Source organism: Lederbergia wuyishanensis, assembly GCF_022900255.1.
In the GTDB taxonomy this organism is placed as follows: Bacteria; Bacillota; Bacilli; order Bacillales; family Bacillaceae_C; genus Lederbergia; species Lederbergia wuyishanensis.
Genome location: NZ_JALIRM010000010.1, coordinates 1 through 21142 on the forward strand (window position 1 = coordinate 1; position 21142 = coordinate 21142).

Genomic DNA, 21142 nt, shown 5'->3' on the forward strand with positions numbered 1-21142 from the left:
ATGTTTTTCAGCCAATCTTTTATAGCCAAGCGTCCCTCTGAGGTATTCATTCACTACCATCGCCTTAAAGTTATCCGCATATTTAACCATAATAAAACACCCCAAAAGTTAGATTTTGACTCTAACTTCTGGGGTGCACTTCACGACTGGTTATTTCTCTAAAAAAATCCTTTTAATTTATCCGTTTTAACATTCCATTCTCCAAACGATACACGCCTTCACCTTCAATAGCTTCAAGTTTTCCGTTTGAAAAATAGGCACATGTACGCTCGTCAATACCATAATTTTCACGATTGGTAAAATGACTAGCAGCATTTCTTAAATGATGCTCTTCTTTCCACTCAGAAAAATGGACTGCAATCAAAACATTCGATATTAAGCCCAATCCTCTACGATGCTGAAATTCATTTTGTTCATTATCTTTAGGTGAAATGGCGCATAACTCAGGGCTTATTAATGCACCTGCAGAAAAACCAGCGACTGGGATACCTTGTTCATATCGATCTTTTATAGCATTAGAAATATCGGTTTCAACGATATAATCTGCATATAAATTCGTATCTCCCCCTCCAATCATGATTCCTGAGCTTTTGGAGAGGCAGTCGATTACTTGTTCAATTGGTGTAGTCGGTAATGGCAAATAGTAAAATTCACTAATACCCAATTTTTCTAATTCTCCTGTATAAACTGGCATATAGTCCTCCCAGCCATCTCTTTCAACAAATAGAATAGAGATTGGACCTTTCGGATGGGAAGTTTTATTTGCGAATAATTTTGCCATGTTCATAGTGAAAGGAGGACCGCCGCCAAAAAGAAATAAATGTTTGTCCATATTTTCACCTACTAAATGTAATATTCTTATTCCATTTCAAGAACTTTGATGGAATCCACTCAATCAAGCTACTCATGTACCTATACAAATCCCCTCTAAATGATAAGTCAACACCTTCATTAATTGTTCCTTATCTACCCGCATCGGCTCAAGAAGGGCATGTAATGCTAAACCGTCAATTAAGGCGTACAGTCTTTCTGACTCCATTTCTTTATCTACATTTGCTCGTAACATTTGATGCTGATCCAGGTAATCAATTAATTTATTCATCCCGATAAAAATCCCATCATTTTTTACGTCGAATATATCTTCCTTATGCCTTACATAGAATACAAAGGAAAACCAAACTTCCATTTCTGCCTTTGTTTCCTCATTAATTGGTAATAACTCTAGCAGAATATTTAATATTTTATCTTTAGGCGGCAAATCACTTAACACAATTTCATTAATGCGAATTGTTGCCCTTTCTTTTACAAGCTCCATTGCATATACGAATAAATCATTTTGTGAAGAAAAATAATGACGCAGAGCACCTAAAGAAAGCCCAGCTTCATTCGCAATATTTCTAACTGTCGCTCCTTCCATTCCTTGATTTAAGATAACCCTCCACGTAGCTTCGGCAATTCGCTTCTTTCTCTCTTCATGATCAACTATTTTTGGCATACTTTTATTTTAGCAAGAGTATAATCATTACACAATTTTTTAAAAATACAATTGTATTAAATAAAATCAAATGTTATAGTTAACCCAAATTACTAACATTGAGGTGTTTTTTTGAGTTTAATAGCTTGGTTGATTGTAGCTACTGAAATTGGATTTTGGGTTTTAATCATATTAGGACTGGTTACTAGGTATATTTTAAAATATATAAAGCTTGGTTTACTCCTTTTAGCGTTAACCCCTGTCATTGATTTTATTTTATTGATTGCTACGAGTGTCGATCTGTATCGTGGTGCTACCGCTACAGCAGCACATGCACTGGCTGCGATTTATATTGGGGTCTCCATCGCCTTTGGTAAAAGTATGATTGAATGGGCAGATGTTCGTTTTCAATATTACATTACGAAAAAAGGCACCAAGCCAACTAGACGATATGGTATGGATTATGCGAAACATTATTTAAAAGGTTGGGTACGACATGTGCTGGCTTATATTATAGGGGCAGGTTTTTTAGTAGGGCTTATCTTTTTTATCAACGATGCTGCACGAACAGAAGTATTGGCAGGATTCTTGAAAGTTTGGACTCTTGTACTGGGAATAGATTTTGCCATATCCATTAGCTATTTTATTTGGCAAAAAAAAGCAAAAGAATGACGAGCGATTTGGAATACGCTTGCCATTCTTTTTTTCATTCGTTACATGCCTCCAACAGCAAATCTACAATATGAACTGCACGGACTCTATCTGATAATCCTTCCCTTTCAATTCCTAACTTCATTTGGAGCAGACATCCCGGGTTGGCTGTTACAATTGTGTGGGCTTCTGTTTCTGCGACTTTTTCCATTTTATGATCCAAGATTTGCATCGACATTTCCGATTCTATAATATTATAAATCCCTGCTGAGCCACAGCAGATGTCGGCTTTTTCCATTTCTCTAAAATTGGCCCCCTGGATTGCTGCAATCAATGCTCGTGGTGCTATAAATGTTTTCATTACATTTCGAAGATGACAGGAATCCTGATAAGTTATAATTTGATTTTTGATAGAAAGTGGAACTTGTTTATGAAAATCGAGCTCGTATAATATTTGTGATATGTCCTTCATTTTTGCTTTGAAGGCTTTTGCACGGTCAGCATACTTAGGATCATCCTTCAGCAAGTGATCATAATCAATTAAAAAAGCGCCACAACCACCCGCATTGACAATGATGTAATCTGCTCCGGTATTCTCAAATGCATCGATATTCTTCTTTGCAAGTTCCTTTGCTTTATCCATTTCGCCACTATGGCCATGTAAAGCCCCGCAGCAATTCTGTGCCTCGGGAATGACGATTTCGCATCCTGCCTTTTGGAGAAGCTTTAAGGTCGCATCATTTGTCTTCATAAACATCGTATCCATTAAACATCCGCGAAAGAAGGCCACTTTTGCTTTTACTTGATTCGTGTTCGCTGAGAGAGTCGTAGGTCTATTTTTCATTGCTTTCCTTGAAGGCACGTTAGGTAATGACTTTTCCAATTGCCTAAGATTTTCAGGGAACAGCTTCATAAAGCCTATTTTTCTAGTTACTTTTTGCAAACCGCTCCGCTGATAAAAACCAAGTAATCCAACGGTGTTAGCCATTCGGTTCTGATGAGGAAATAAACCTTCAAACACTGTTTTTCGCACTGTTTTAACAGGGAGTGAATGACGATTATACTCGTTAAATATATCCCTTGCTTCTTCAAGCAAATGCCCATATTGGACACCTGCCGGACAAACAGGCTCACAAGCACGACAGCCAAGACAAAGATTAAGCGATTTTTCCACATCATCATCTGGAGAAATCAGTCCATCATGAACAGCTTTCATCAATGCAATTCGCCCTCGAGGTGATTGCGTTTCATCAAATCCTGTTTCAATATAAGTTGGGCAAGCTGGTAGGCAAAAACCACAGCGCATACAGTTCAGCAGTTCTGTTTCATCCATTCTTTCTTTAAATGCTTCCTGAATCGCTTTTTCCCTTTTCGTCATTTCAATCATCGGCTTACCACCAGCCGTTTCCGTGTTTCTTTTGCAAAAATTTTCCCTGGATTCATAATGTTATGTGGATCAAAAGACTGCTTGATAGCCCTCATAATCAGAATACCTTCTGTACCAAGCTTCCATTCTAAAAATGGGGCCTTCATCATCCCTACTCCATGCTCACCTGTGATCGTTCCACCAAGTTCAATTGCTTTCGCAAAAATATCCGCAAAAGCAGCATCTACCCGTTTCATTTCTTCCTTATCCCTAACATCAGTTGGACATGTAGGATGCAAATTGCCATCACCTGCATGACCAAACGTACAAATCGTGACATTGTGCTTTTCTGCAATTTCATTAATGGCTTTCACCATATTCGCAATTTCAGAGCGCGGAACCGTCGCATCTTCAAGAATGGTTGTCGGTTTCAATCTTGCCAATGCAGAAAGTGCCGACCTGCGAGCTTCTGTTAACGCGAGTGCCTCGATTTCTGTTTCGGCAATTTTTACAGAAACCGCTCCTTCTTTTGTGCAAATATCAGCCATTTTCTTAATATCCCGTGCGACAATTTCATGTGGTCCATCTTGCTCAATTAATAGTACAGCCTCTACATCTGTTGGAAGACCAATTTTTGCAAAGTCTTCCACGGCTTTTAAAGTCGGTTGGTCGAGAAACTCGAGTGTAGCCGGAATAATTTTCGATTGAATAATCTTCGAAACGGATAGCGCAGCCGCATCCATATTTTGATAGAGTGCAAGCATTGTCTGCTTCGTTTCTGGAATTGGAATCAGTTTCAATGTCGCTTCTGTAATAATAGCAAGAGTTCCTTCCGAGCCAACAAGAAGCTGGGTCAAATTATAGCCTGCGACATCTTTGGCCAATTTTCCACCGGTTCGTATAATGTCCCCATTCGGCAACACTGCCTCCAGTGCCATCACATAATCGGCCGTTACCCCGTACTTTAATCCACGTAATCCACCTGAATTCTCATTAATATTGCCGCCAATCGTTGATATTTTCATAGAACTTGGATCTGGCGGATAAAACAATCCTTTCTTTTCTACTTCCCGTATCATATCCTGCGTAATGACTCCAGGTTGAACGGTTACCGTAAGATTTTCTTCATCGATTTCGAGGATTTTGTTCATATGTTTGAATAAAAGAACAATCCCTCCCTCAGTCGGCACCGTTCCTGCACACAAATTTGTCCCTGATCCGCGTGGAATGATTGGAATTTTCTCATCTCGGCAAACGTTTACAATTTCAGCTATTTCATTCGTATTGCGTGGTGCAATGACTAAATCTGGCATCGATTGATAATTTGGTGTAGCATCGTATGAATATACAAGGCGACCCGCTTGCGAAGTGATGACATTTTCTTCGCCAACTATTTCGGATAACCTTGACCTTATTTGTTCAGTAATCATTTTTTCACACCCTTATCTAGCATTCTATTTATCTTAAAAAATCTTTAAATACAATTCTATGTGTAAAAATAAAAATTTCATCTTTTATTTCATCGTTTTTTTGGATGTTCATACAAAAAGTGCAGAGCCAAATAGAGATTAACAATATCTTTTGTCTTTTTTAAATCTAATCCAGTCATACTTTCCAGTTTTTTCATCCGGTAATGCAGTGTATTAATATGTATATGTAGAGCATCAGCTGTTCGCTTGATAGACATGTTATTCTCGAAAAAAGTATAAAACGTTTCTAGTAACTCATCGTCATTGATAACATCTAGTAATATTCGCTTTGTGAATTTTTCAAAAGTACCTTGACTGATTTCTTCTAAACATAGTTCTAAGCGTAAATCTTCTTCAAAAACAATATCATTTGTTTTTAAAGCAATATTCAGTGCTTGCTCCGCTTGTTCATAACCTTTTGATATTTGTTTACTTGCCACCGTCTGGCTGATTCCTATTGATACATCTGTTGTCCAATTCTTCAAAATATAAGATTTTAACTGTTTGATCCTTTCTTTTATTTGTCTATTATCATATTTTCTGTAGTGATGAATGAGAAGAAGACGGTCGTTCCCCCATGGAATCAATACATCTTCAGGAAAATCATCCCACATATACGTTAGCTCACTAATTCCTTTTAATAAAAAATCCGACCTCCCTGTTGACTGAATCAATATGAGTTGTCTATCCAATTCAATATTAATATTAAGAATTTTCGCTAACTCTATGAATTCTGCGGACCAATGATTCTGTTGAATCCAGTCATAAACAAATGATTCTAGCATCCTAAAACGCCATTGTTTTTGCTCAGAATAATAGTTTTCTTGCACAAGCAGCTCGGTCATCTTCTTTAACAATTCACCATAAGGAAGAATGAGATCTGGGTCCCCGGTTATACCAATAACGCCTATCACTCGATCGAGAAATAAGATTGGTAAATTCAATCCAGCCTTCACACCTTGCAAAATAGCTTCATCTTCTTTTTTAATGATAACCTTTCTTTTTTCCTGAACACTAATTAAAGCACCTTCATGAAACTTTCCGACCCTTTGCTCATCAGAACTAGCCATAATAATGCCATCTACACCGACAATGATAATGTCTTTATCAAATAACTTCTTAACTTCATCAATGATTTTCTTTGCAAGATAAGCTGAAAGCATGATTTCGTCTCCTCACTCTAATCTAGCACTTGCGGTATATTCGTAAAAAGGTGATAATGTGTTGTGTACCTTTCTATTAAATACTTAAAAAGGATTTGGAATCGTGAATATTATTAAGAGTTTAATTAGTTTTATTTTACATATTGATGAACATTTAATCGACATTATTCAAATATTTGATCTATGGTCCTATGCGATATTATTTTTAATTGTGTTTGTTGAAACGGGTGTCGTCATTTTTCCATTTTTACCTGGGGATTCCTTATTATTTGCCAGCGGAGCTTTTGCGGCAGTCGGTGCATTCAATATCGTTATACTGTTGATTGTCTTTTTTAGCGCAGCAGTAATCGGGGATACCGTCAATTATCATATAGGAAAAAAAATTGGAACATCTATTCCACCAAAAAGCTGGCTTGGCAAGATGATTAACAAAGAAAAAATGGAAAAAGCTGAGGAATTCTTTAATAAACACGGTGGTAAAACAATCATTTTTGCTCGCTTCATGCCATTTATTCGTACATTTGCTCCATTTGTTGCAGGTGCCAGCAGGATGAATTACCGTTATTTTATCACCTATAATATTGTCGGTGGTGCGATTTGGGTGTTGCTCTGTACGATCGCTGGGTATTTTTTCGGGAATATCCCAATTATCAAAAATAACTTCTCTACGGTAATCTTACTTATCATCTTTATATCTGTTTTGCCGGCAATCATAGGGATAATAAAAGAACGATTTGCGAAATAAAACTAACACGGACTTCATTGAGCATTTGAAGTCCTTTTTTTATTTTCAAACGTGATAAAATATTCTTATAATTCAAATTAAAGGAGTGATCAATTGATACCTATTCATACTTTACCACTTTCAGGTAGCTATTATGAAAACGGATTTGATATTGGTACTTTGCTAAAGCAATCGAAAACCATGCAAATTCAATTCAATGAGCTGCAAAAAGCATATTCTTTGCAACAAAATATTGATGAGATCAAAGAAATTCTATCTGTTTATTGCCCTCCCCTTTTGGAAGAATTGCAAGGCATTATTGATGGTTCAGGATTTCCGGAAGCCGACATCCTCCGTTTGCTCGCGGGTTACGATATGCCCCAACTAGCTGAATTAGGATGTACGAGTTTCATAACAAGTGAGTTTTATGTAAGAAATTATGATTTTAGTCCAAAAGTTTATGATGGGCTCTTTATTGAAAACAATACAGTTTATGGTAATTCACAATTTCTGGTTGGACGATTGGATGGAATGAATCGTGACGGTCTAGTAGTTGGTTTGCATTTTGTTAATAATGAGTTTTATCAAAAAGGCTTTGTTTGCAGTACGATTGTGCGCATTGTTTTGGAAATGTGCAAAAATGTAGATGAAGCCATTCAATTATTAAAAAAGTTACCCCATGCTGCATGTTATAACTACTCTTTATTAGATCGAAAAGGAAACTTTGCTGTCGCTGAAGCTTCACCTAAAGATGTTCAAATTTTAACTCATCCAAATGAACTTGCATGTGTAAATAAATTCCAAACAAAAATCATGGAATTCTATAATCGGAACTGGGTGGGCTCATCAAATGATCGTTTAGCAGCATTAGAAAATGCCACATCTATGCAAACAGTGGAGGAGCTTCACGATTGGTTCAGCCAAACAGACTCTCCTTTGTTTTATACGGATTACGATCAATACTTTGGAACATTATATACTGTTTCTTATATTCCTACAGAACAGAAAATCTACCTTACTACCGCTGGAAGTAAAGAAAGATATTTAATAGACATGAAATAGAGAGCCTAAAAATCAGGCTCTCACTGCGCTTTTTCTGCTTCAAACGTAATGACTTCATTCGCATTCGTTGGGAACTTTTCGTAAACATACCGAGATGAAACGGAAATATTCTTAAATCCAATTTTACTTAGTAATTCTTTAAATTCATCAATTCCGTACCAACTCAATACTAACCTTTGAAGCTCCGTATCTATAAGCTTTCCATCTCTCCATTTTTCATACCTTAGATGCGTCACGGTTCTTTGCTGAATCCAATCAAGTTCAATTGATTTACCTTCAAGTGTGATTCCCTCACCGTTAGGAAAAGAAATGGCACTATTAGATATATTGCCTACTATAAAATCATTGGGTAATCCTAAGTCAATGATAATTCGGCCTCCAGGTTGCAGATGGTTTTTAAAACAAGTTAATGCATTCAGCGCAGCTTCCCTAGTTTCTAGTAAACAAAAAGTACCTGTCGGCATAATAATTGCCTCGTACTCATTAGGCAACTGAAAATCCTCAAGTCTACCTTCGAATAAGTCAGGATGGAAACCTCTATTTTCACAACGCTCTTCGCAAGACTTCAACATATCTGCTGAATAGTCCAACCCATCAACTACAAATCCTTTTTCTATAAGCGGAATCAAAAATCTCCCTGATCCAACTCCGGCTTCTAATATTCTTCCTTTAACATGTTTTAACCGTTCAAAATAATATTCAAGATCGCCATTGATGGACTTTCCAACTGGCTTTGTAAAATCGTAAAACTCAGTACAAAGTTTCCCATAATTGCTAAACATTGTGTATTTTTGCCCCCTTTTTATCATTATAAACTACCAAGTCTGGGCGAAAAATATAAAAAACAACCTAAAAAATTTTATCCTAAGAAAAACGTTTATTTTCTATTTTTTATACGAGCTTTAGCAATTTAATTTGTTTGAATTCTACCGACTGAATTACTCACATAATTCCATATTAAGGAGAGAAACCCACTATGAACAAAGATAATATAGTAAAAGAGCTAAATGCGTACCTTAAAGGTGAGTATATGGCTATTCACTCATATGAACACTACATTCAACGCATAACAAACCCCACTGTAAAAAAAGCTTTACAAAAAATCCAACAAGAACATAAACAGCACGCTGCAAAAACGGCAGAACGGATTCAAAATTTAGGTGGAAAACCTGTGGACTTCAATGGAATTATGCTATCTATAATGGAAGGAATGAAGATATTGCAAGGAATACCACATAGTACTTACGATATTTTAAAGGATGCTATAAAAGGCCAGGAAATGGGGATAAATAAAACCGAAGAAATTGTTAGAGGTGACCTAGACCAGGAAAGCTTGCAGATTGTAAATGATAACTTGAATGAGGATCGAATGCATATAGATCAACTATATAATTTCATTAGTGAATAAAGTTGATGTTTTATCCATAGTATAAACACATTTCATATATCACTATTAGGAAGCAGGATGAAAAATGCAAAATAATTTCAGCCCAGGGCAAATTGTATATGTTATTTATCGGAATCCACATACTCAGGACGTTGCTAATATTCAAGAAGCGGCTGTTGTACAAGCTCCTGATCATCCAAATCAAATGGCGCTTTTTCTGTATGAAACGTACTACCCCATTTCAGACGAACTAGCCATTTTCCAATCGAAAGAAGAGGCAGAACAAGCTTATTACGAAGCATTTGGTTCTGCGGAAATTGAGGAATATTATGGTTAAACCATTCGTTCCTCAACTAGTTTACTTCGAACCGGGCGCTCTTGAATATCCGCTAGGAAAGGCATTAGTGGATAAATTCAATGAAATGGGAATTGAAACAAGACAAACGACGTCACATAATCAGATACGCAATTTGCCTGGTGAAAATCATTTTCAAAAATACAGAATAGCAAAATCTACGCTAGTTGTTGGTGTTAGAAAAACATTAAAATTTGATACTTCAAAGCCCTCTGCTGAATATGCGATTCCTTTTGCCACTGGATGCATGGGACATTGTCATTATTGTTACTTGCAAACAACAATGGGAAGCAAACCGTATATTCGAACATACGTGAATGTCGATGAAATTCTTGAATCTGCAGAAAACTATATGCAAGAACGGGCACCAGAGGAAACAAGGTTCGAAGCTTCCTGTACGTCTGATATAGTCGGTGTCGATCATTTGACTCATACATTAAAAAAAGCAATTGAATATTTTGGACAGTCCAAATATGGAAAATTACGTTTTGTAACGAAGTTCGCCCATGTAGACCACCTTTTAGATGCCAAACATAATGGTAAAACTCGTTTTCGCTTTAGCATTAATGACGATTATATCATTAAGTATTTTGAACCAGGAACCTCTCGATTAAACGAAAGAATCGAAGCTGCAATAAAAGTAGCGAACGCCGGATATCCTCTTGGATTTATTGTTGCCCCTATCTACTTACACGAAGGTTGGAAAGAAGGCTATGGGGAAATGTTTCAAAAGCTAGAAGCCGAGCTACCGAGCTTCGCTAAAAAGAATTTAACCTTTGAATTAATACAGCATCGCTTTACGATGCCAGCTAAGCGAGTAATCCAAAAAAACTACCCTATGACTAAACTCGAGCTCGACGAAGCAAAAAGGAAATATAAATGGGGAAAATACGGCATTGGAAAATATGTATATAAGGATGAAGAACAAGCTGACATTAAAGATACACTTGGGGGTTATATGAAAAAATATTTTCCAGAGGCTAAAATGGAATATTTCACATAAGGATACGGCTATTTTTTCGTATCCTTTCTCATTCCTCTCTCCCCCCCATAATCCCATAAAATAAAAGCTTCATTAAATCTTCCGTCATCGGCAGGATCTTTTGATAAACATCTTCACGCTGCATATATTCCTTCATCATTTGTATATAAAATAAAATCGCTTCATTCGATAAGTCTGGATCAATATAACCTTTCTCTTTCCCTTCATTAAACAACTTAATAAAACTTGGCACTGTCTTTTCTATATAAAGATTTTCTAAATAGCTCATCCCTGCCGCATATTCCCTCATAAAATATTGATAAAAATCCTCATTAATCTTACTTGCCGTTTCCTTTTTATTGAAAATAATTCGTTTGATTTTTTCAGGAAAAGTAAGATCACTTTTAAGTAATTCCTCATAATCTTTCCACTCTTTATCTATGTAAAAAACGATAACCTCATGAACTAAATTTTCTTTGCTTTCATAATAGTTATAGATTGTCACTTGGGAAACATTTGCTTTTTTCGCTATTTCCGCAATCGAAACTTTCTGTACACCATATTCCATAAACAAAGCTAAGGCAGCATTCAGGATATCCGTTTTCTTCATTTCTTTACGGCGCATAAAGCCATCCATTTTTCTTCACCTCTATTTCAGTTTAATGAATGTTTTGTACTAAAACAATAAATATATTTCATAATCATATTGAAGAAGGACTTAATTTTATATATTATGAACTATATTAAGTAAAATATTTCAAAACTAAAGAAAGTGGTGAGGGGAATGACCATTTTAAAAACATCTAACTTAGTAAAGAGATTTGGAAATTTTACTGCATTAGACGGGGTAAATATAGAAGTTAACGAAGGGGAAATCTTCGGATTCATTGGTCCTAATGGCGCTGGAAAATCTACAACAATCCGTGTGCTATTAGGAATTTTAAAAGCAACCGAAGGGCAAGCGAAGATTTTTGGACTTGATGCATGGAAAGATGCTGTCGAGATTCATAAAAGGATTGCTTACGTTCCTGGAGACGTGAATTTATGGCCAAACTTAACAGGCGGAGAAGTCATTGATTTATTTGTAAAACTTCGAGGCTCGAATCATAAAAATCGACGCGAAGAACTTGTAGAAAAATTTGATTTTGATCCCACTAAAAAGTGTAGGACTTATTCAAAAGGAAATAGACAAAAGGTTGCGTTAGTGTCAGCTTTTTCTTCAGACGCAGACCTATATATTTTAGATGAGCCGACATCAGGACTTGATCCATTAATGGAAAAAGTGTTTCAAGAATGTGTCATGGATGCTAAAAAAGCAGGAAAAAGCGTGCTGCTTTCTAGTCACATTTTATCTGAAGTCGAAAAACTATGTGACAGAGTAGGAATCATTCGAGAAGGTAAAATAATTGAATCAGGTTCTTTAAATGAATTACGCCATTTAACAAGATTGAATTTAGTAATTGAAACGAAACAGCCAATGATAACTCTTCATGAAATAAAAGGTGTTCATGATATTGAGCAAAAAGATCAATCCCTTTCATTCCAAGTAGATTCGGAAGAATTGGAAAATGTCATGAAATATGTAAGTCAGTATGGAATCGTTAAATTTGAAAGCTCACCGCCGACTTTGGAGGATTTATTCATGCGCCATTACGAAGGGGCTCGAGGTGAAGCATAATGGCTGATAATCTAACCTTTCAAACGGGCAGTCTTATCCGCTTTATCATTCGGAGGGATCGAGTGCGAATCCCTATTTGGATAGTTTCATTAACTGCTGTTACTTTTTTAACAGCTATGGCATTTGAAGACTTATATATGACAGATATGGATAGGCAGGCAATCGCTGAAACAATGCGAAATCCTGCGATGACGGCAATGGTCGGAAAAGGCTACGGATTGGATCATTATACGAACGGTGCGATGATGGCACATCAAATGTTGTTATTTACCGCAATTATTGTAGGGCTTATGAGTATTTTACTAACCGCACGTCATACAAGGGTCGACGAGGAAGATGGTCGAATAGAATTGATTCGTTCTTTGCCTGTTGGACGCTTATCAAATTTAAGTGCCACCGTCTTAGTTTTAGTAGGAACAAATGTGTTATTGTCCATTTTAATCGGCTTCGGGTTATATACTTTACGAATTGAAAGCATGGACTTAAATGGTTCTCTTTTATATGGAGCTGCCTTAGGTGCAACGGGAATTTTTTTCACTTCCGCTACAACCGTATTTGCTCAATTGGCGGAAAACTCACGCAGTACAATAGGGCTTAGTTTTGCTGTTCTAGGAGTTTCTTATTTGATTAGAGCCATCGGTGATGTAAGTAACGAACCGTTGTCCTGGTTTTCTCCATTGGGCTGGATTTTAAGCTCGGAAGTGTTTGTGAACAATTATTGGTGGCCGATTTTATTGACAGTGGGAGCAGCCGTTGTTTTATTTATTCTTGCTTACTATTTAAATGCCATTCGTGATGTAGGTGCTGGATTTTTACCATCTAAACCAGGAAAAAAACATGCTTCATATTTTTTACAGAGTCCACTTGGTCTTGCATTTAGATTACAACGAACAGGAATCATTGCATGGGCAATCGGAGTGTTTGTTTTAGGCGCGTCTTACGGATCTGTATTAGGTGATTTAGAATCATTTTTGGAAAATGTTGAAATGATGAAAGAGGTGTTAGCATCAACTGAAGGATTTTCCCTAACAGAACAATTTATTTCCATGTTAATGTCTATTTTAGCTATGATTAGTACCATTCCAGCGTTAATGGCAATCTTAAAGTTAAAAGGAGAAGAAGGGAAAAACCGAACTGAGCACTTATTAAGCAGAGCTGTGTCACGTTCGAAACTTTTGACTAGTTATGTAATTGTATCTTTTGGAATTGGATTTCTAGCTTTGTCTTTGGCTGCGATAGGATTGTGGTCTGCAGGAGCAGGGGTAGTTACCTTCAATACAATTTATTTCGCTGCTCTTGTTTATCTTCCGGCTATGTGGATCATGATTGGGCTAGCAGTGTTGTTTATTGGCTTTGCTCCAAAATATTCTGGGCTGGCTTGGATGTACTTACTTTACTCTTTCATTGTTGTTTACTTAGGAAGATTGCTTCAATTCCCAGAATGGATGAGCAACCTATCACCATATGGCCATGTCCCTCAACTTCCCGTTGAAGATATGGACGTTACGAGCATTTCGACATTATCAGTGATTGCAATTGTGTTATCTTTGATCGGTTTTGTTTTTTACAATAAGCGAGACTTATATGGGTGAATATTTCGATGATAAACAGGGAAAATAGATTGGAAAGGGAGGTGTGCTTTGTGGCAAAAATCGGTATTGAGCCAGCTTTGACAAATGTACAGCAAGCACTAGAAGAAAAAGGTTACGAAGTAATTCCAGTCCATAATGAATCGGATATTAAAAATGTGGATTGTTGCGTAGTTTCAGGTCTCGATTCAAATTTTATGGGAATCCAAAACATTTCCATGGAAGGTTCAATCATTGATGCAAATGGTATGTCCGCTGATGAGGTCTGTCGAGAAGTTGAAAGTAAATTAAATCTTCATTAATTGAAAGATTACGCAACATAAAATGAAAAGAGCTTGGTGTTCCAAGCTCTTTTGTCCATCTCGAGAATGAAAACTCTTCTTTTTTACAGTTTCCGTCTCGAATAGATGTGATGTGAGACGCAAATATAATTAGATATAATCTCCATATAATCATCTATTGTTTTGGTCTGCAAAAACCGCCATTGAATCACACATGAATTGGGCTAACCCTTCTCCAAACTGATCAATATTTTTCGTAAACCGCTGATCATCGACATACATTTGTCCCAGCCCCTTAAAAGCTTCAAGGGAATAATCCCCCATCGTATTTAAAAACTCATACCATTCTTTAATTCCTTCTTGAGCCTCTTTTGAACTCGGTTCCGTGTGGCGGATTACGGCAAGTTTACGATATATTCCGTTGAATCTTTCTTCAAAATCCTTCTTTTGACTATTCGACATATTACTAACTTTTTGATTAGCCTTATCGACAGCTTCGTCCCCCCAGCGGTCGCGTGCTTCTTGCTCGTATGGGTTATGACTGAAATCAAATCCATCGAACTTTTCCTTATTAGACATGTGTATTTCTCCTTTCATATGCTTCATCGTTTTATCAACAGTTTCAATCATCCGGTCAAGTCGTAGCCGCTTCTCAAGTAACATCTTGCGGTGCAACGATAGCGCCTCTTCCCGATCAAAAGATGGACTGTTAATGATTTCTTTAATTTTCTTTAAAGGGAAGCCAAGTTCTTTAAAAAATAAAATTTGCTGTAACGTCGCAAGATTTTCATCTGAGTAAACTCGATAACCCGCTTCGGTTGTTTCTTCTGGAATCAACAAACCGATCTCATCATAATGATGCAGTGTGCGCACACTAATCCCAACCAAATCAGCCACTTCTTTCACTTTCAACCTATTGTGCCTCCCTTCATGTATAACTATAAAGTATAACGTTACGTGAGAGTCAATCCGTTTTATAAGATTTTTTTCATAAAAAAACAACGCTGCATCTATTTGAATGCAACGTTGTTCTGTATGTTATGCGTATGTTTTTGGATCAACACTGTGTTGGGATGGTAGGTCTGGTAGAGGTTCTCCTGCTAAAACAGGTGTTATACTATGTTGACTCGGTAGATCAGGTAGTGGTGATCCTGCTATTACAGGTTTTACACTATGTTGACTTGGTAGATCAGGTAGTGGTGATCCTGCTATTACAGGTTTTACACTATGTTGACTTGGTAGATCAGGTAGTGGTGATCCTGCTATTATGGTTCCAATTGAACTTGTTAATCCAAATCCAACTGCGAAAGCTGTAATTAATAAAAATTTCTTCATTTTACATTCTCCTTATATACATAATTATTAAAATTATATCATTCTTTTGATAGTTTTTCTAATTCATTCTCTACGAAATTACTAAAAGCGTGATTTTCTTGAAGTTTAAAAATATTGAGTGCTTTATTTAGGTAGTCTATCCCTAATTTTTTATTATCTAATGCTAAATTATTTGAAGCAGATTGATACAAAAACTCACCCAGTAAATACAATACCTCATCATTAATACACTGTTTTATACCTTTTTCACTATAAATCAGTGATTCTTCAAATTTATTTAATCTCGAGAGGGACTGTGATAATCCAAACAATGCTCTTAAACGAATTTGAGGCTCAGCTAATGCAGGGAACTTATCTATATCTTCTAATATTTCTTTTAATATAGTTATAGCTCCTTCAAAATTCATATGATCTTTTTCGATAATTGCAATTGACATTTTTATTTCAATTTCTCTTTCAGAAAGACCTTTTCTTAAAGGATTTGTTATATCTAAAGCTTCATTTAACATCTTAACAGACGTTTCTTTATCCCTTATTTGGGGTTCAGATAAATAATATAAACAAATTGCTTCATTCCATAGTAGGAATTGTTGACTAGATGGGAAATTAAAAAGAGGATTCACTTTTTCTCTTTGTACGATTTCATCGATCGCCTTATAATTGCGCTCTCTTTTATACTTATTGATTAATCCGCTGACTGCTGAAACGTAACTAGCAGAGTCGGCCGAAGTAAAATCAAAGAAATCACTTAATTTAACATTTAATTTATTGGCCAGCATAAAAAGTTGATCAATAGTAGGAACTTGCTTGTTTTTTTCCATTAAATCAAGTTCCTCAACTGAGCAAATATCTTCCGCCAGTTCTTCTAAGGCAATTCCTTTATTCACTCTCAATGATTGTAGGATTTCCCCAATATTTAAAAAATTCTCGCTCATACACTTTACTCCTTTGTCAAAATAACTTTAACATTGAGTTCTTTACACTATTATAGCAGTGTTTCCAATACTTTCATACTATATATAGTGTTTCTTTATTATCTACTATGATATTTTTTTACTATAATTCAAGCTTATTGAGGATAAATCAACTGTTTTACATTTATGTATCAAATATTAAGATTAAAACCAAATACAATTTATTAGTAATAAAAAACATTAATGCATCTTCACCTTACATTTTACATCATCAAAAGGGGCAACCCTTCTAATAATGACCTAACAAAAAAAAAAACAGATGAATACTTATCATCCATTGTATTCATCCGTTTTCAGATTTATTTATTTACTGTAATTCTTCCATTATGAGTGACAAGTTTTATTATGTTCTCTCCAGAGCCATAAACAACATTCCTGTTGGATTGACCAAAGATGTCAGCCTTTCCATTGTGTACAGTCACATCAATTTTTGCATTTGTTGGCTCTTTGTCCGTCTTAATTATTATTTCACCATTATCAGATTCAATATCAATCGGTCGATCTAAATTATTGGTTGTAAGGGTAACTCTTCCGTTGTTTACTTTTGCTACAATTTTACCTTCCACATTATCAAGATTAACTTTTCCATTGGCTGCTTTTGTTTCTACAGAAGTGGCAGTAATATTTTTCATATCAATCATGCCATTGCTTGCTTTTGTCGTAACAGTGGAACTTTTGATATCTTTAAGGTGAATTCGACCATTATCAGTGTTAACTGTAAATTCATTAGCTTTTAGCTTTTCCGCTTTAATATATCCGTTATTGCTCTTTGATTGGATTATGTCATACTCTTTTTCAGGAACGTATACCTTCAATGTTAATGATGTTGCGAAAAAGTCAAAATTAAATAGTTTTCTTAGTTTTTCTTTCAATTCTATGTTTAGAGTATCTCCTTCTACATCAGCCGAAAATGTATATTTTAAATTTTTGGCTACCTTTCCCGAAAGTTCAACAGATGTTTTAGAATCATTAGAAGGATAAATTTCTACTTTAGAATTGTTAGATGTTATTGTAATATTTGAAAAATCCTTCTCTATTAACCTTTCATCCGAAATTTGTTCAGATTGTGTCACTGATTTAAACGTAGCGATACTCCCAACAATCCCAACCAATAAAAGAAAAAGGGCTGCAGTTGCAATTATTTTTATATTATTCATGTTTTAATCCACCTTTAACAATTCTCGCGTTAAATTTTAAATAACGAATGAAGCCGTTAGTGATTACACGTGTTGCAAAAAACATACCTATCGAAATAAATAACCCGATCCCACAAAGAACCATTGAAACAAACAAATCAAAGTATTCAAATGTTCCCGGGAATATGACTGCATTCACCATCACTAACAAAGGGGAAGCTACAAAGGATACCCCTACAGCCCAACCAGCTACAATAATTGATGCTATTGCAATAAAAGGGCCGAGCACAATCACTAAATTAAAGAAGCCTAATCCAATGACTGCCCAAACAGCACGGAATACATTTCCTGTTGATGCTTTTGTTTGTACTTTTTCAAGATGATGTGTAGCTAAGATTTCCTTTGCAATTTGCTGTGGAGAACCGAGTGATTTCACAATTTGTTCTTCTGTTTTTCCTTCTTCTAACCCAATCGTAAAATGCTCTTCAAAATCTTGTAAAATATCTAGTCGTTCTTTCGATGGAAGTCGTTCCAAAGACGAATCCAATATTCTCATAAATTGATATTTATTCATGGTCTACCCCTTCTTTAATTAATTGGTTGACTCCAGAAATAAATTCCTGCCATTCCTGAATCAACTCATATAAATATTTTCTTCCTTTTGCAGTCAATTTGTAATACTTACGTGATGGACCTTCCGACGATTCTTGTAAATACGTTGTAAAATACTCCTCTTTTGTCAACCGCCTTAAAAGTGGATATACCGTGCCCTCCGAAATAGCGATTTGATCCGAAATTTTTTGCACCAACTCATATCCGTATCTATCTTGTTTATCAAGTAATGCTAGGACACAAAGTTCTAAAACACCTTTTTTAAATTGAACGTTCAATTTTCTGTTGCACCTCATTTCCACTTTTACTACTATACATTATATAATACTTATCAATGAAAAATACCTTGCAAAAACAATATATCATACAGTACTGTATAATGCAATGTACTAAACAAAACAATTTAGCATTTTTTTTCAACAAAAAAACCGCTCTATATTGAGATGAGCGGTTTTCAAGATTCTTGAATCTGAACATATTCGTTATATTCTTCTTCACTTTTAATAATTTCAAGTATTTTATAATTAATTTCTTCTTTTACTTTTAAATATTCTCCCCATTCTGTTGTTTTCGTAAAGAAATAAAGAAAAATTTCAAATCCATCCGCCATATACTTGTCAAAATTGACATGAATCATATCGGGGTGAATATCAGGATCACTCTTCAATAAATCATTTATCCTCTGAATAATTGTTTCCAATTTTTCTCTTGGAGTATCAGCGGGAAGTTTTAAAGAAAATGAAATTTGTCTTTTACCCATTTTACTCCAGTTGGTGATCGGCTGATCTGCAAGTGTTGCGTTTGGTACAGTAACAAGAGCCTGAGTAAAGGTACGAACTTTAGTACTGCGGAAACTAATATCCTCCACTGTCCCCTCAACACTAGGTGTCGATATCCAATCACCTATCGTAAAAGGTTTTTCAGTAATAATAATGATACCTCCAAATAAATTAGCAAGGGCATCTTTAGCTGCAAGCGCAAAAGCAAGACCACCCAATCCTAGCCCTGCAACGAATCCATTTATATCGTAGTGAAACTCTTGGGCGATAACAGTTATTGCAATTGCAACAATGATCACCCTAATAGCTTTAGATAAAAATGGAACAAGTATATTATCAATCTCAATATTGTATCTCTTATTAATCCTTGAAAAAAGAAGTGAGGAGGCGTCAGAAAGATTGAACAATCCCCACGTAACAAGAAGAATGAAACAAGATCTAATTAAACTTAAAAAGAGTAGATTCTTATTATCAATATAAGGAAAATAATGAGCAGCAATATAAATTCCTAATATAATAAAAAACCATTGCATCGGTTTTTCGAAAGCAATCCAAACGTTAGAGAATAGCTTACTCGGAACTTTACTCGTCAATTTTAAAAATAGAGTAAACACATACTTTGCAAAAATTTTTCTCAAGAGAAGGAAAAGTAGCAAAATGGCGATGGAAATCAAGATGTTTTTTAAGTCTTCATATGTATTTAGATATTCCCAAAACATAACTAATGCCTCCTAGAATCCCCTTTACTTTATCAAAAATTTTAACACAAAAAAGTCACTCCATGTAGACTGGAATGACTTCTACGCAGAACAAGCACCTAATCAAACGTTCGACGCCTCTTCCGTTTGAGGCTGGATTTTCATATTAAAGATTGGCATAATGACTAATATTCCAATCACAAAAAGAATTGCTGACAATTCAAATATGAGTACAATGGATGTCATATGTTTTAGAATACCCGATAAGCTCATTGTCAGAACCATTGCCCCAGAGAATAACGGACTTAATGTACCATTTACCCTGCCTATGAATTCCGCTTTTGTACTTTGAAGAATCATCGTATTGATCCCGATTTGAATGCAAGGGAAAAATAATCCGGTAAAAAACTCTGCTCCCAATGTAATTGGAAGTGAAGTAGAAAATCCGACTACGCTCATTCCTATGGCATTCGCCATCATCCCAATAACCAGAAGCCTTTGAGGTGCAACTTTTCTCGTAAACATAACAGAAAGAGCTCCTCCAAGGATCATCCCTATTCCATTTGCCATTAATAACCATTGTAAATTTTCTTTTGCCAATTCTAATCTTTCTGTTACTAGAAAGATGGTAAGTGGCTGAATTAATCCAATAGCGAGACCTGCTGCCATAAAGCAAAGTCCCAGCAGTTTTAATTCCTTCTTCTCAAGAACATATCTAACCCCAGCTTTCATTTCCTCGAGAACACTTGTTGACGTTTTTTCTTTTTCTATTGCATGGTCAGCTGGTATGAATAAAAGCATAACCGCTGAGAGTAGGAATGACACGCCTGTAATCGCAATCGACACATCTATACCGAATTGTTGAAATACAAATGTACCAACGACTGGGCCTAGTACCATGAAAATGGCAAAAATTGTTTGGTAAATAGACATCGCTGATTGAATTAATTCTGGTTTCAAATGCATTTTAAACAATTTCATACCAGATGGCTGGGAAAATTGTGATAAAATTGCCGAAATTAATGTAGCAAAAAAGATAATCTTCCATGAGCCAATGACTAAAGTAATTAATACAGCAAAGACAGAAATGGCACTTAAAATATCACACCAAATCATTGTGAGCTTCGGTTTCCATCTGTCAGCGAATGTTCCTCCAATGAAAGAAAAAATAAAGATTGGGGCAAACTCAGCAACCGAAATCATCGAAACAGCGAAAGCATCTCCATTCGTTTTTTCCATTACAAATAAAAGGACGGCAAAATTTCGCACCCAAATTCCAACTTGCAAAAACAATGCTGATAGGAAAATAACACGGACAAAACGATTTTTTAATAACTCTGACATATATACCTCTTTCCAATTTCATATGAAACTTATTTTTATCTAGGCTCTTTTCTCAAATATTGTTGCAATATGACCCCATTTTA

Annotated in this window: 24 protein-coding genes; 9 read left to right on the forward strand and 15 right to left on the reverse strand. The window is 35.7% G+C overall.

Annotated elements, in window-relative coordinates:
* Positions 1 to 172 precede the first annotated feature (172 nt).
* Together MT489_RS13675 and MT489_RS13680 are read right to left on the reverse strand one after the other, a co-directional pair.
* Entirely contained in the window at positions 173 to 832 is a 660-nt protein-coding gene (locus MT489_RS13675; protein WP_244682123.1) for a Type 1 glutamine amidotransferase-like domain-containing protein, read from the reverse strand.
* A 72-nt stretch (positions 833 to 904) separates the two neighbouring features.
* Complete coding sequence (locus MT489_RS13680; protein WP_244682124.1) at positions 905 to 1495, reverse strand: TetR/AcrR family transcriptional regulator; 591 nt, start codon at positions 1493 to 1495, stop codon at positions 905 to 907.
* Positions 1496 to 1606: 111 nt separating this feature from the next.
* Between MT489_RS13680 and MT489_RS13685 the strand changes: the two genes are divergently transcribed.
* Positions 1607 to 2146 (forward strand): hypothetical protein, encoded by a 540-nt coding sequence (locus MT489_RS13685; protein WP_244682125.1) that lies wholly within the window; start codon positions 1607 to 1609, stop codon positions 2144 to 2146.
* A gap of 34 nt (positions 2147 to 2180) precedes the next feature.
* On the opposite strand, the gene MT489_RS13690 is transcribed toward MT489_RS13685, so the two are convergent.
* The 3 genes from MT489_RS13690 to MT489_RS13700 form a co-directional block, all read right to left on the reverse strand.
* Positions 2181 to 3503: a (Fe-S)-binding protein gene (locus MT489_RS13690; protein ID WP_244682339.1), complete on the reverse strand. Its 1323-nt coding sequence runs from the start codon at positions 3501 to 3503 to the stop codon at positions 2181 to 2183.
* 5 nt (positions 3504 to 3508) lie between these two features.
* The gene (gene glcD, locus MT489_RS13695; protein ID WP_244682126.1) at positions 3509 to 4921 is read right to left on the reverse strand and encodes a glycolate oxidase subunit GlcD; all 1413 of its coding nucleotides are present in this window, start codon (positions 4919 to 4921) and stop codon (positions 3509 to 3511) included.
* A gap of 89 nt (positions 4922 to 5010) precedes the next feature.
* Positions 5011 to 6123 (reverse strand): CdaR family transcriptional regulator, encoded by a 1113-nt coding sequence (locus MT489_RS13700; protein ID WP_244682127.1) that lies wholly within the window; start codon positions 6121 to 6123, stop codon positions 5011 to 5013.
* 103 nt (positions 6124 to 6226) lie between these two features.
* Between MT489_RS13700 and MT489_RS13705 the strand changes: the two genes are divergently transcribed.
* Both MT489_RS13705 and MT489_RS13710 read left to right on the forward strand, forming a co-directional pair.
* On the forward strand, positions 6227 to 6868 hold the full coding sequence (locus MT489_RS13705) for a DedA family protein (RefSeq protein ID WP_244682128.1): 642 nt from the start codon (positions 6227 to 6229) through the stop codon (positions 6866 to 6868).
* A gap of 93 nt (positions 6869 to 6961) precedes the next feature.
* Complete coding sequence (locus MT489_RS13710; RefSeq protein ID WP_244682129.1) at positions 6962 to 7909, forward strand: C45 family autoproteolytic acyltransferase/hydrolase; 948 nt, start codon at positions 6962 to 6964, stop codon at positions 7907 to 7909.
* 20 nt (positions 7910 to 7929) lie between these two features.
* Here MT489_RS13710 and MT489_RS13715 read toward each other — a convergent pair whose 3' ends face one another.
* A complete protein-coding gene (locus tag MT489_RS13715) occupies positions 7930 to 8691 on the reverse strand; it encodes a class I SAM-dependent methyltransferase (protein WP_244682130.1) in 762 nt (253 codons plus the stop codon).
* A gap of 194 nt (positions 8692 to 8885) precedes the next feature.
* On the opposite strand from MT489_RS13715, the gene MT489_RS13720 reads away from it, so the two are divergent.
* The 3 genes from MT489_RS13720 to splB all read left to right on the forward strand — a co-directional run bounded on the left by MT489_RS13720 (position 8886) and on the right by splB (position 10654).
* Positions 8886 to 9317 (forward strand): ferritin-like domain-containing protein, encoded by a 432-nt coding sequence (locus MT489_RS13720; protein WP_244682131.1) that lies wholly within the window; start codon positions 8886 to 8888, stop codon positions 9315 to 9317.
* Positions 9318 to 9381: 64 nt separating this feature from the next.
* Entirely contained in the window at positions 9382 to 9633 is a 252-nt protein-coding gene (locus MT489_RS13725; protein ID WP_244682132.1) for a transcriptional regulator SplA domain-containing protein, read from the forward strand.
* The gene (gene splB / locus MT489_RS13730; protein WP_244682133.1) at positions 9626 to 10654 is read left to right on the forward strand and encodes a spore photoproduct lyase; all 1029 of its coding nucleotides are present in this window, start codon (positions 9626 to 9628) and stop codon (positions 10652 to 10654) included. Before MT489_RS13725 ends, splB begins: the two co-directional genes overlap by 8 nt.
* Before the next feature lie 28 nt (positions 10655 to 10682).
* Here the strand turns inward: splB and MT489_RS13735 are convergent, their stop codons facing one another.
* The gene (locus tag MT489_RS13735) at positions 10683 to 11270 is read right to left on the reverse strand and encodes a TetR/AcrR family transcriptional regulator (RefSeq protein WP_244682134.1); all 588 of its coding nucleotides are present in this window, start codon (positions 11268 to 11270) and stop codon (positions 10683 to 10685) included.
* Between the two features lie 147 nt (positions 11271 to 11417).
* Here MT489_RS13735 and MT489_RS13740 point away from each other — a divergent pair, with 147 nt between their 5' ends.
* The 3 genes from MT489_RS13740 to MT489_RS13750 are packed head-to-tail and all read left to right on the forward strand — an operon-like array spanning position 11418 to position 14202.
* Positions 11418 to 12311 (forward strand): ABC transporter ATP-binding protein, encoded by an 894-nt coding sequence (locus tag MT489_RS13740; RefSeq protein WP_244682135.1) that lies wholly within the window; start codon positions 11418 to 11420, stop codon positions 12309 to 12311.
* Positions 12311 to 13903: an ABC transporter permease gene (locus MT489_RS13745; RefSeq protein ID WP_244682136.1), complete on the forward strand. Its 1593-nt coding sequence runs from the start codon at positions 12311 to 12313 to the stop codon at positions 13901 to 13903. The genes MT489_RS13740 and MT489_RS13745 overlap by 1 nt, the downstream gene beginning before the upstream one ends.
* A 50-nt stretch (positions 13904 to 13953) precedes the next feature.
* Positions 13954 to 14202 (forward strand): YkuS family protein, encoded by a 249-nt coding sequence (locus MT489_RS13750; RefSeq protein WP_244682137.1) that lies wholly within the window; start codon positions 13954 to 13956, stop codon positions 14200 to 14202.
* Positions 14203 to 14352: 150 nt separating this feature from the next.
* On the opposite strand, the gene MT489_RS13755 is transcribed toward MT489_RS13750, so the two are convergent.
* From MT489_RS13755 to MT489_RS13790, 8 genes are all read right to left on the reverse strand, one after another.
* Positions 14353 to 15093: a MerR family transcriptional regulator gene (locus MT489_RS13755; protein WP_280518629.1), complete on the reverse strand. Its 741-nt coding sequence runs from the start codon at positions 15091 to 15093 to the stop codon at positions 14353 to 14355.
* A 126-nt stretch (positions 15094 to 15219) separates the two neighbouring features.
* Positions 15220 to 15516 (reverse strand): hypothetical protein, encoded by a 297-nt coding sequence (locus tag MT489_RS13760; RefSeq protein ID WP_244682138.1) that lies wholly within the window; start codon positions 15514 to 15516, stop codon positions 15220 to 15222.
* Positions 15517 to 15554: 38 nt separating this feature from the next.
* The gene (locus tag MT489_RS13765) at positions 15555 to 16451 is read right to left on the reverse strand and encodes a helix-turn-helix domain-containing protein (RefSeq protein ID WP_244682139.1); all 897 of its coding nucleotides are present in this window, start codon (positions 16449 to 16451) and stop codon (positions 15555 to 15557) included.
* A gap of 338 nt (positions 16452 to 16789) precedes the next feature.
* The gene (locus MT489_RS13770) at positions 16790 to 17647 is read right to left on the reverse strand and encodes a DUF4097 family beta strand repeat-containing protein (RefSeq protein ID WP_244682140.1); all 858 of its coding nucleotides are present in this window, start codon (positions 17645 to 17647) and stop codon (positions 16790 to 16792) included.
* A complete protein-coding gene (locus tag MT489_RS13775) occupies positions 17640 to 18200 on the reverse strand; it encodes an HAAS signaling domain-containing protein (RefSeq protein WP_244682141.1) in 561 nt (186 codons plus the stop codon). Before MT489_RS13775 ends, MT489_RS13770 begins: the two co-directional genes overlap by 8 nt.
* Positions 18193 to 18516 (reverse strand): PadR family transcriptional regulator, encoded by a 324-nt coding sequence (locus tag MT489_RS13780; protein WP_244682142.1) that lies wholly within the window; start codon positions 18514 to 18516, stop codon positions 18193 to 18195. Before MT489_RS13780 ends, MT489_RS13775 begins: the two co-directional genes overlap by 8 nt.
* A gap of 176 nt (positions 18517 to 18692) precedes the next feature.
* Complete coding sequence (locus MT489_RS13785; protein ID WP_244682143.1) at positions 18693 to 19736, reverse strand: mechanosensitive ion channel family protein; 1044 nt, start codon at positions 19734 to 19736, stop codon at positions 18693 to 18695.
* Positions 19737 to 19838: 102 nt separating this feature from the next.
* Positions 19839 to 21059, reverse strand: a complete 1221-nt coding sequence (locus MT489_RS13790; RefSeq protein ID WP_244682144.1) for an MFS transporter — start codon at positions 21057 to 21059, stop codon at positions 19839 to 19841.
* Between the last annotated feature and the right edge of the window lie 83 nt (positions 21060 to 21142).

Coding starts and splice junctions, on each gene's coding strand:
- MT489_RS13675 (WP_244682123.1), bottom strand. CDS start 832: ATGGACAAACATTTATTTCTTTTTGGCGGCGGTCCTCCTTTCACTATG.
- MT489_RS13680 (WP_244682124.1), bottom strand. CDS start 1,495: ATGCCAAAAATAGTTGATCATGAAGAGAGAAAGAAGCGAATTGCCGAA.
- MT489_RS13690 (WP_244682339.1), bottom strand. CDS start 3,503: ATGACGAAAAGGGAAAAAGCGATTCAGGAAGCATTTAAAGAAAGAATG.
- glcD (WP_244682126.1), bottom strand. CDS start 4,921: ATGATTACTGAACAAATAAGGTCAAGGTTATCCGAAATAGTTGGCGAA.
- MT489_RS13700 (WP_244682127.1), bottom strand. CDS start 6,123: ATGCTTTCAGCTTATCTTGCAAAGAAAATCATTGATGAAGTTAAGAAG.
- MT489_RS13715 (WP_244682130.1), bottom strand. CDS start 8,691: ATGTTTAGCAATTATGGGAAACTTTGTACTGAGTTTTACGATTTTACA.
- MT489_RS13720 (WP_244682131.1), top strand. CDS start 8,886: ATGAACAAAGATAATATAGTAAAAGAGCTAAATGCGTACCTTAAAGGT.
- MT489_RS13725 (WP_244682132.1), top strand. CDS start 9,382: ATGCAAAATAATTTCAGCCCAGGGCAAATTGTATATGTTATTTATCGG.
- splB (WP_244682133.1), top strand. CDS start 9,626: ATGGTTAAACCATTCGTTCCTCAACTAGTTTACTTCGAACCGGGCGCT.
- MT489_RS13735 (WP_244682134.1), bottom strand. CDS start 11,270: ATGGATGGCTTTATGCGCCGTAAAGAAATGAAGAAAACGGATATCCTG.
- MT489_RS13740 (WP_244682135.1), top strand. CDS start 11,418: ATGACCATTTTAAAAACATCTAACTTAGTAAAGAGATTTGGAAATTTT.
- MT489_RS13745 (WP_244682136.1), top strand. CDS start 12,311: ATGGCTGATAATCTAACCTTTCAAACGGGCAGTCTTATCCGCTTTATC.
- MT489_RS13760 (WP_244682138.1), bottom strand. CDS start 15,516: ATGAAGAAATTTTTATTAATTACAGCTTTCGCAGTTGGATTTGGATTA.
- MT489_RS13765 (WP_244682139.1), bottom strand. CDS start 16,451: ATGAGCGAGAATTTTTTAAATATTGGGGAAATCCTACAATCATTGAGA.
- MT489_RS13770 (WP_244682140.1), bottom strand. CDS start 17,647: ATGAATAATATAAAAATAATTGCAACTGCAGCCCTTTTTCTTTTATTG.
- MT489_RS13775 (WP_244682141.1), bottom strand. CDS start 18,200: ATGAATAAATATCAATTTATGAGAATATTGGATTCGTCTTTGGAACGA.
- MT489_RS13785 (WP_244682143.1), bottom strand. CDS start 19,736: ATGTTTTGGGAATATCTAAATACATATGAAGACTTAAAAAACATCTTG.
- MT489_RS13790 (WP_244682144.1), bottom strand. CDS start 21,059: ATGTCAGAGTTATTAAAAAATCGTTTTGTCCGTGTTATTTTCCTATCA.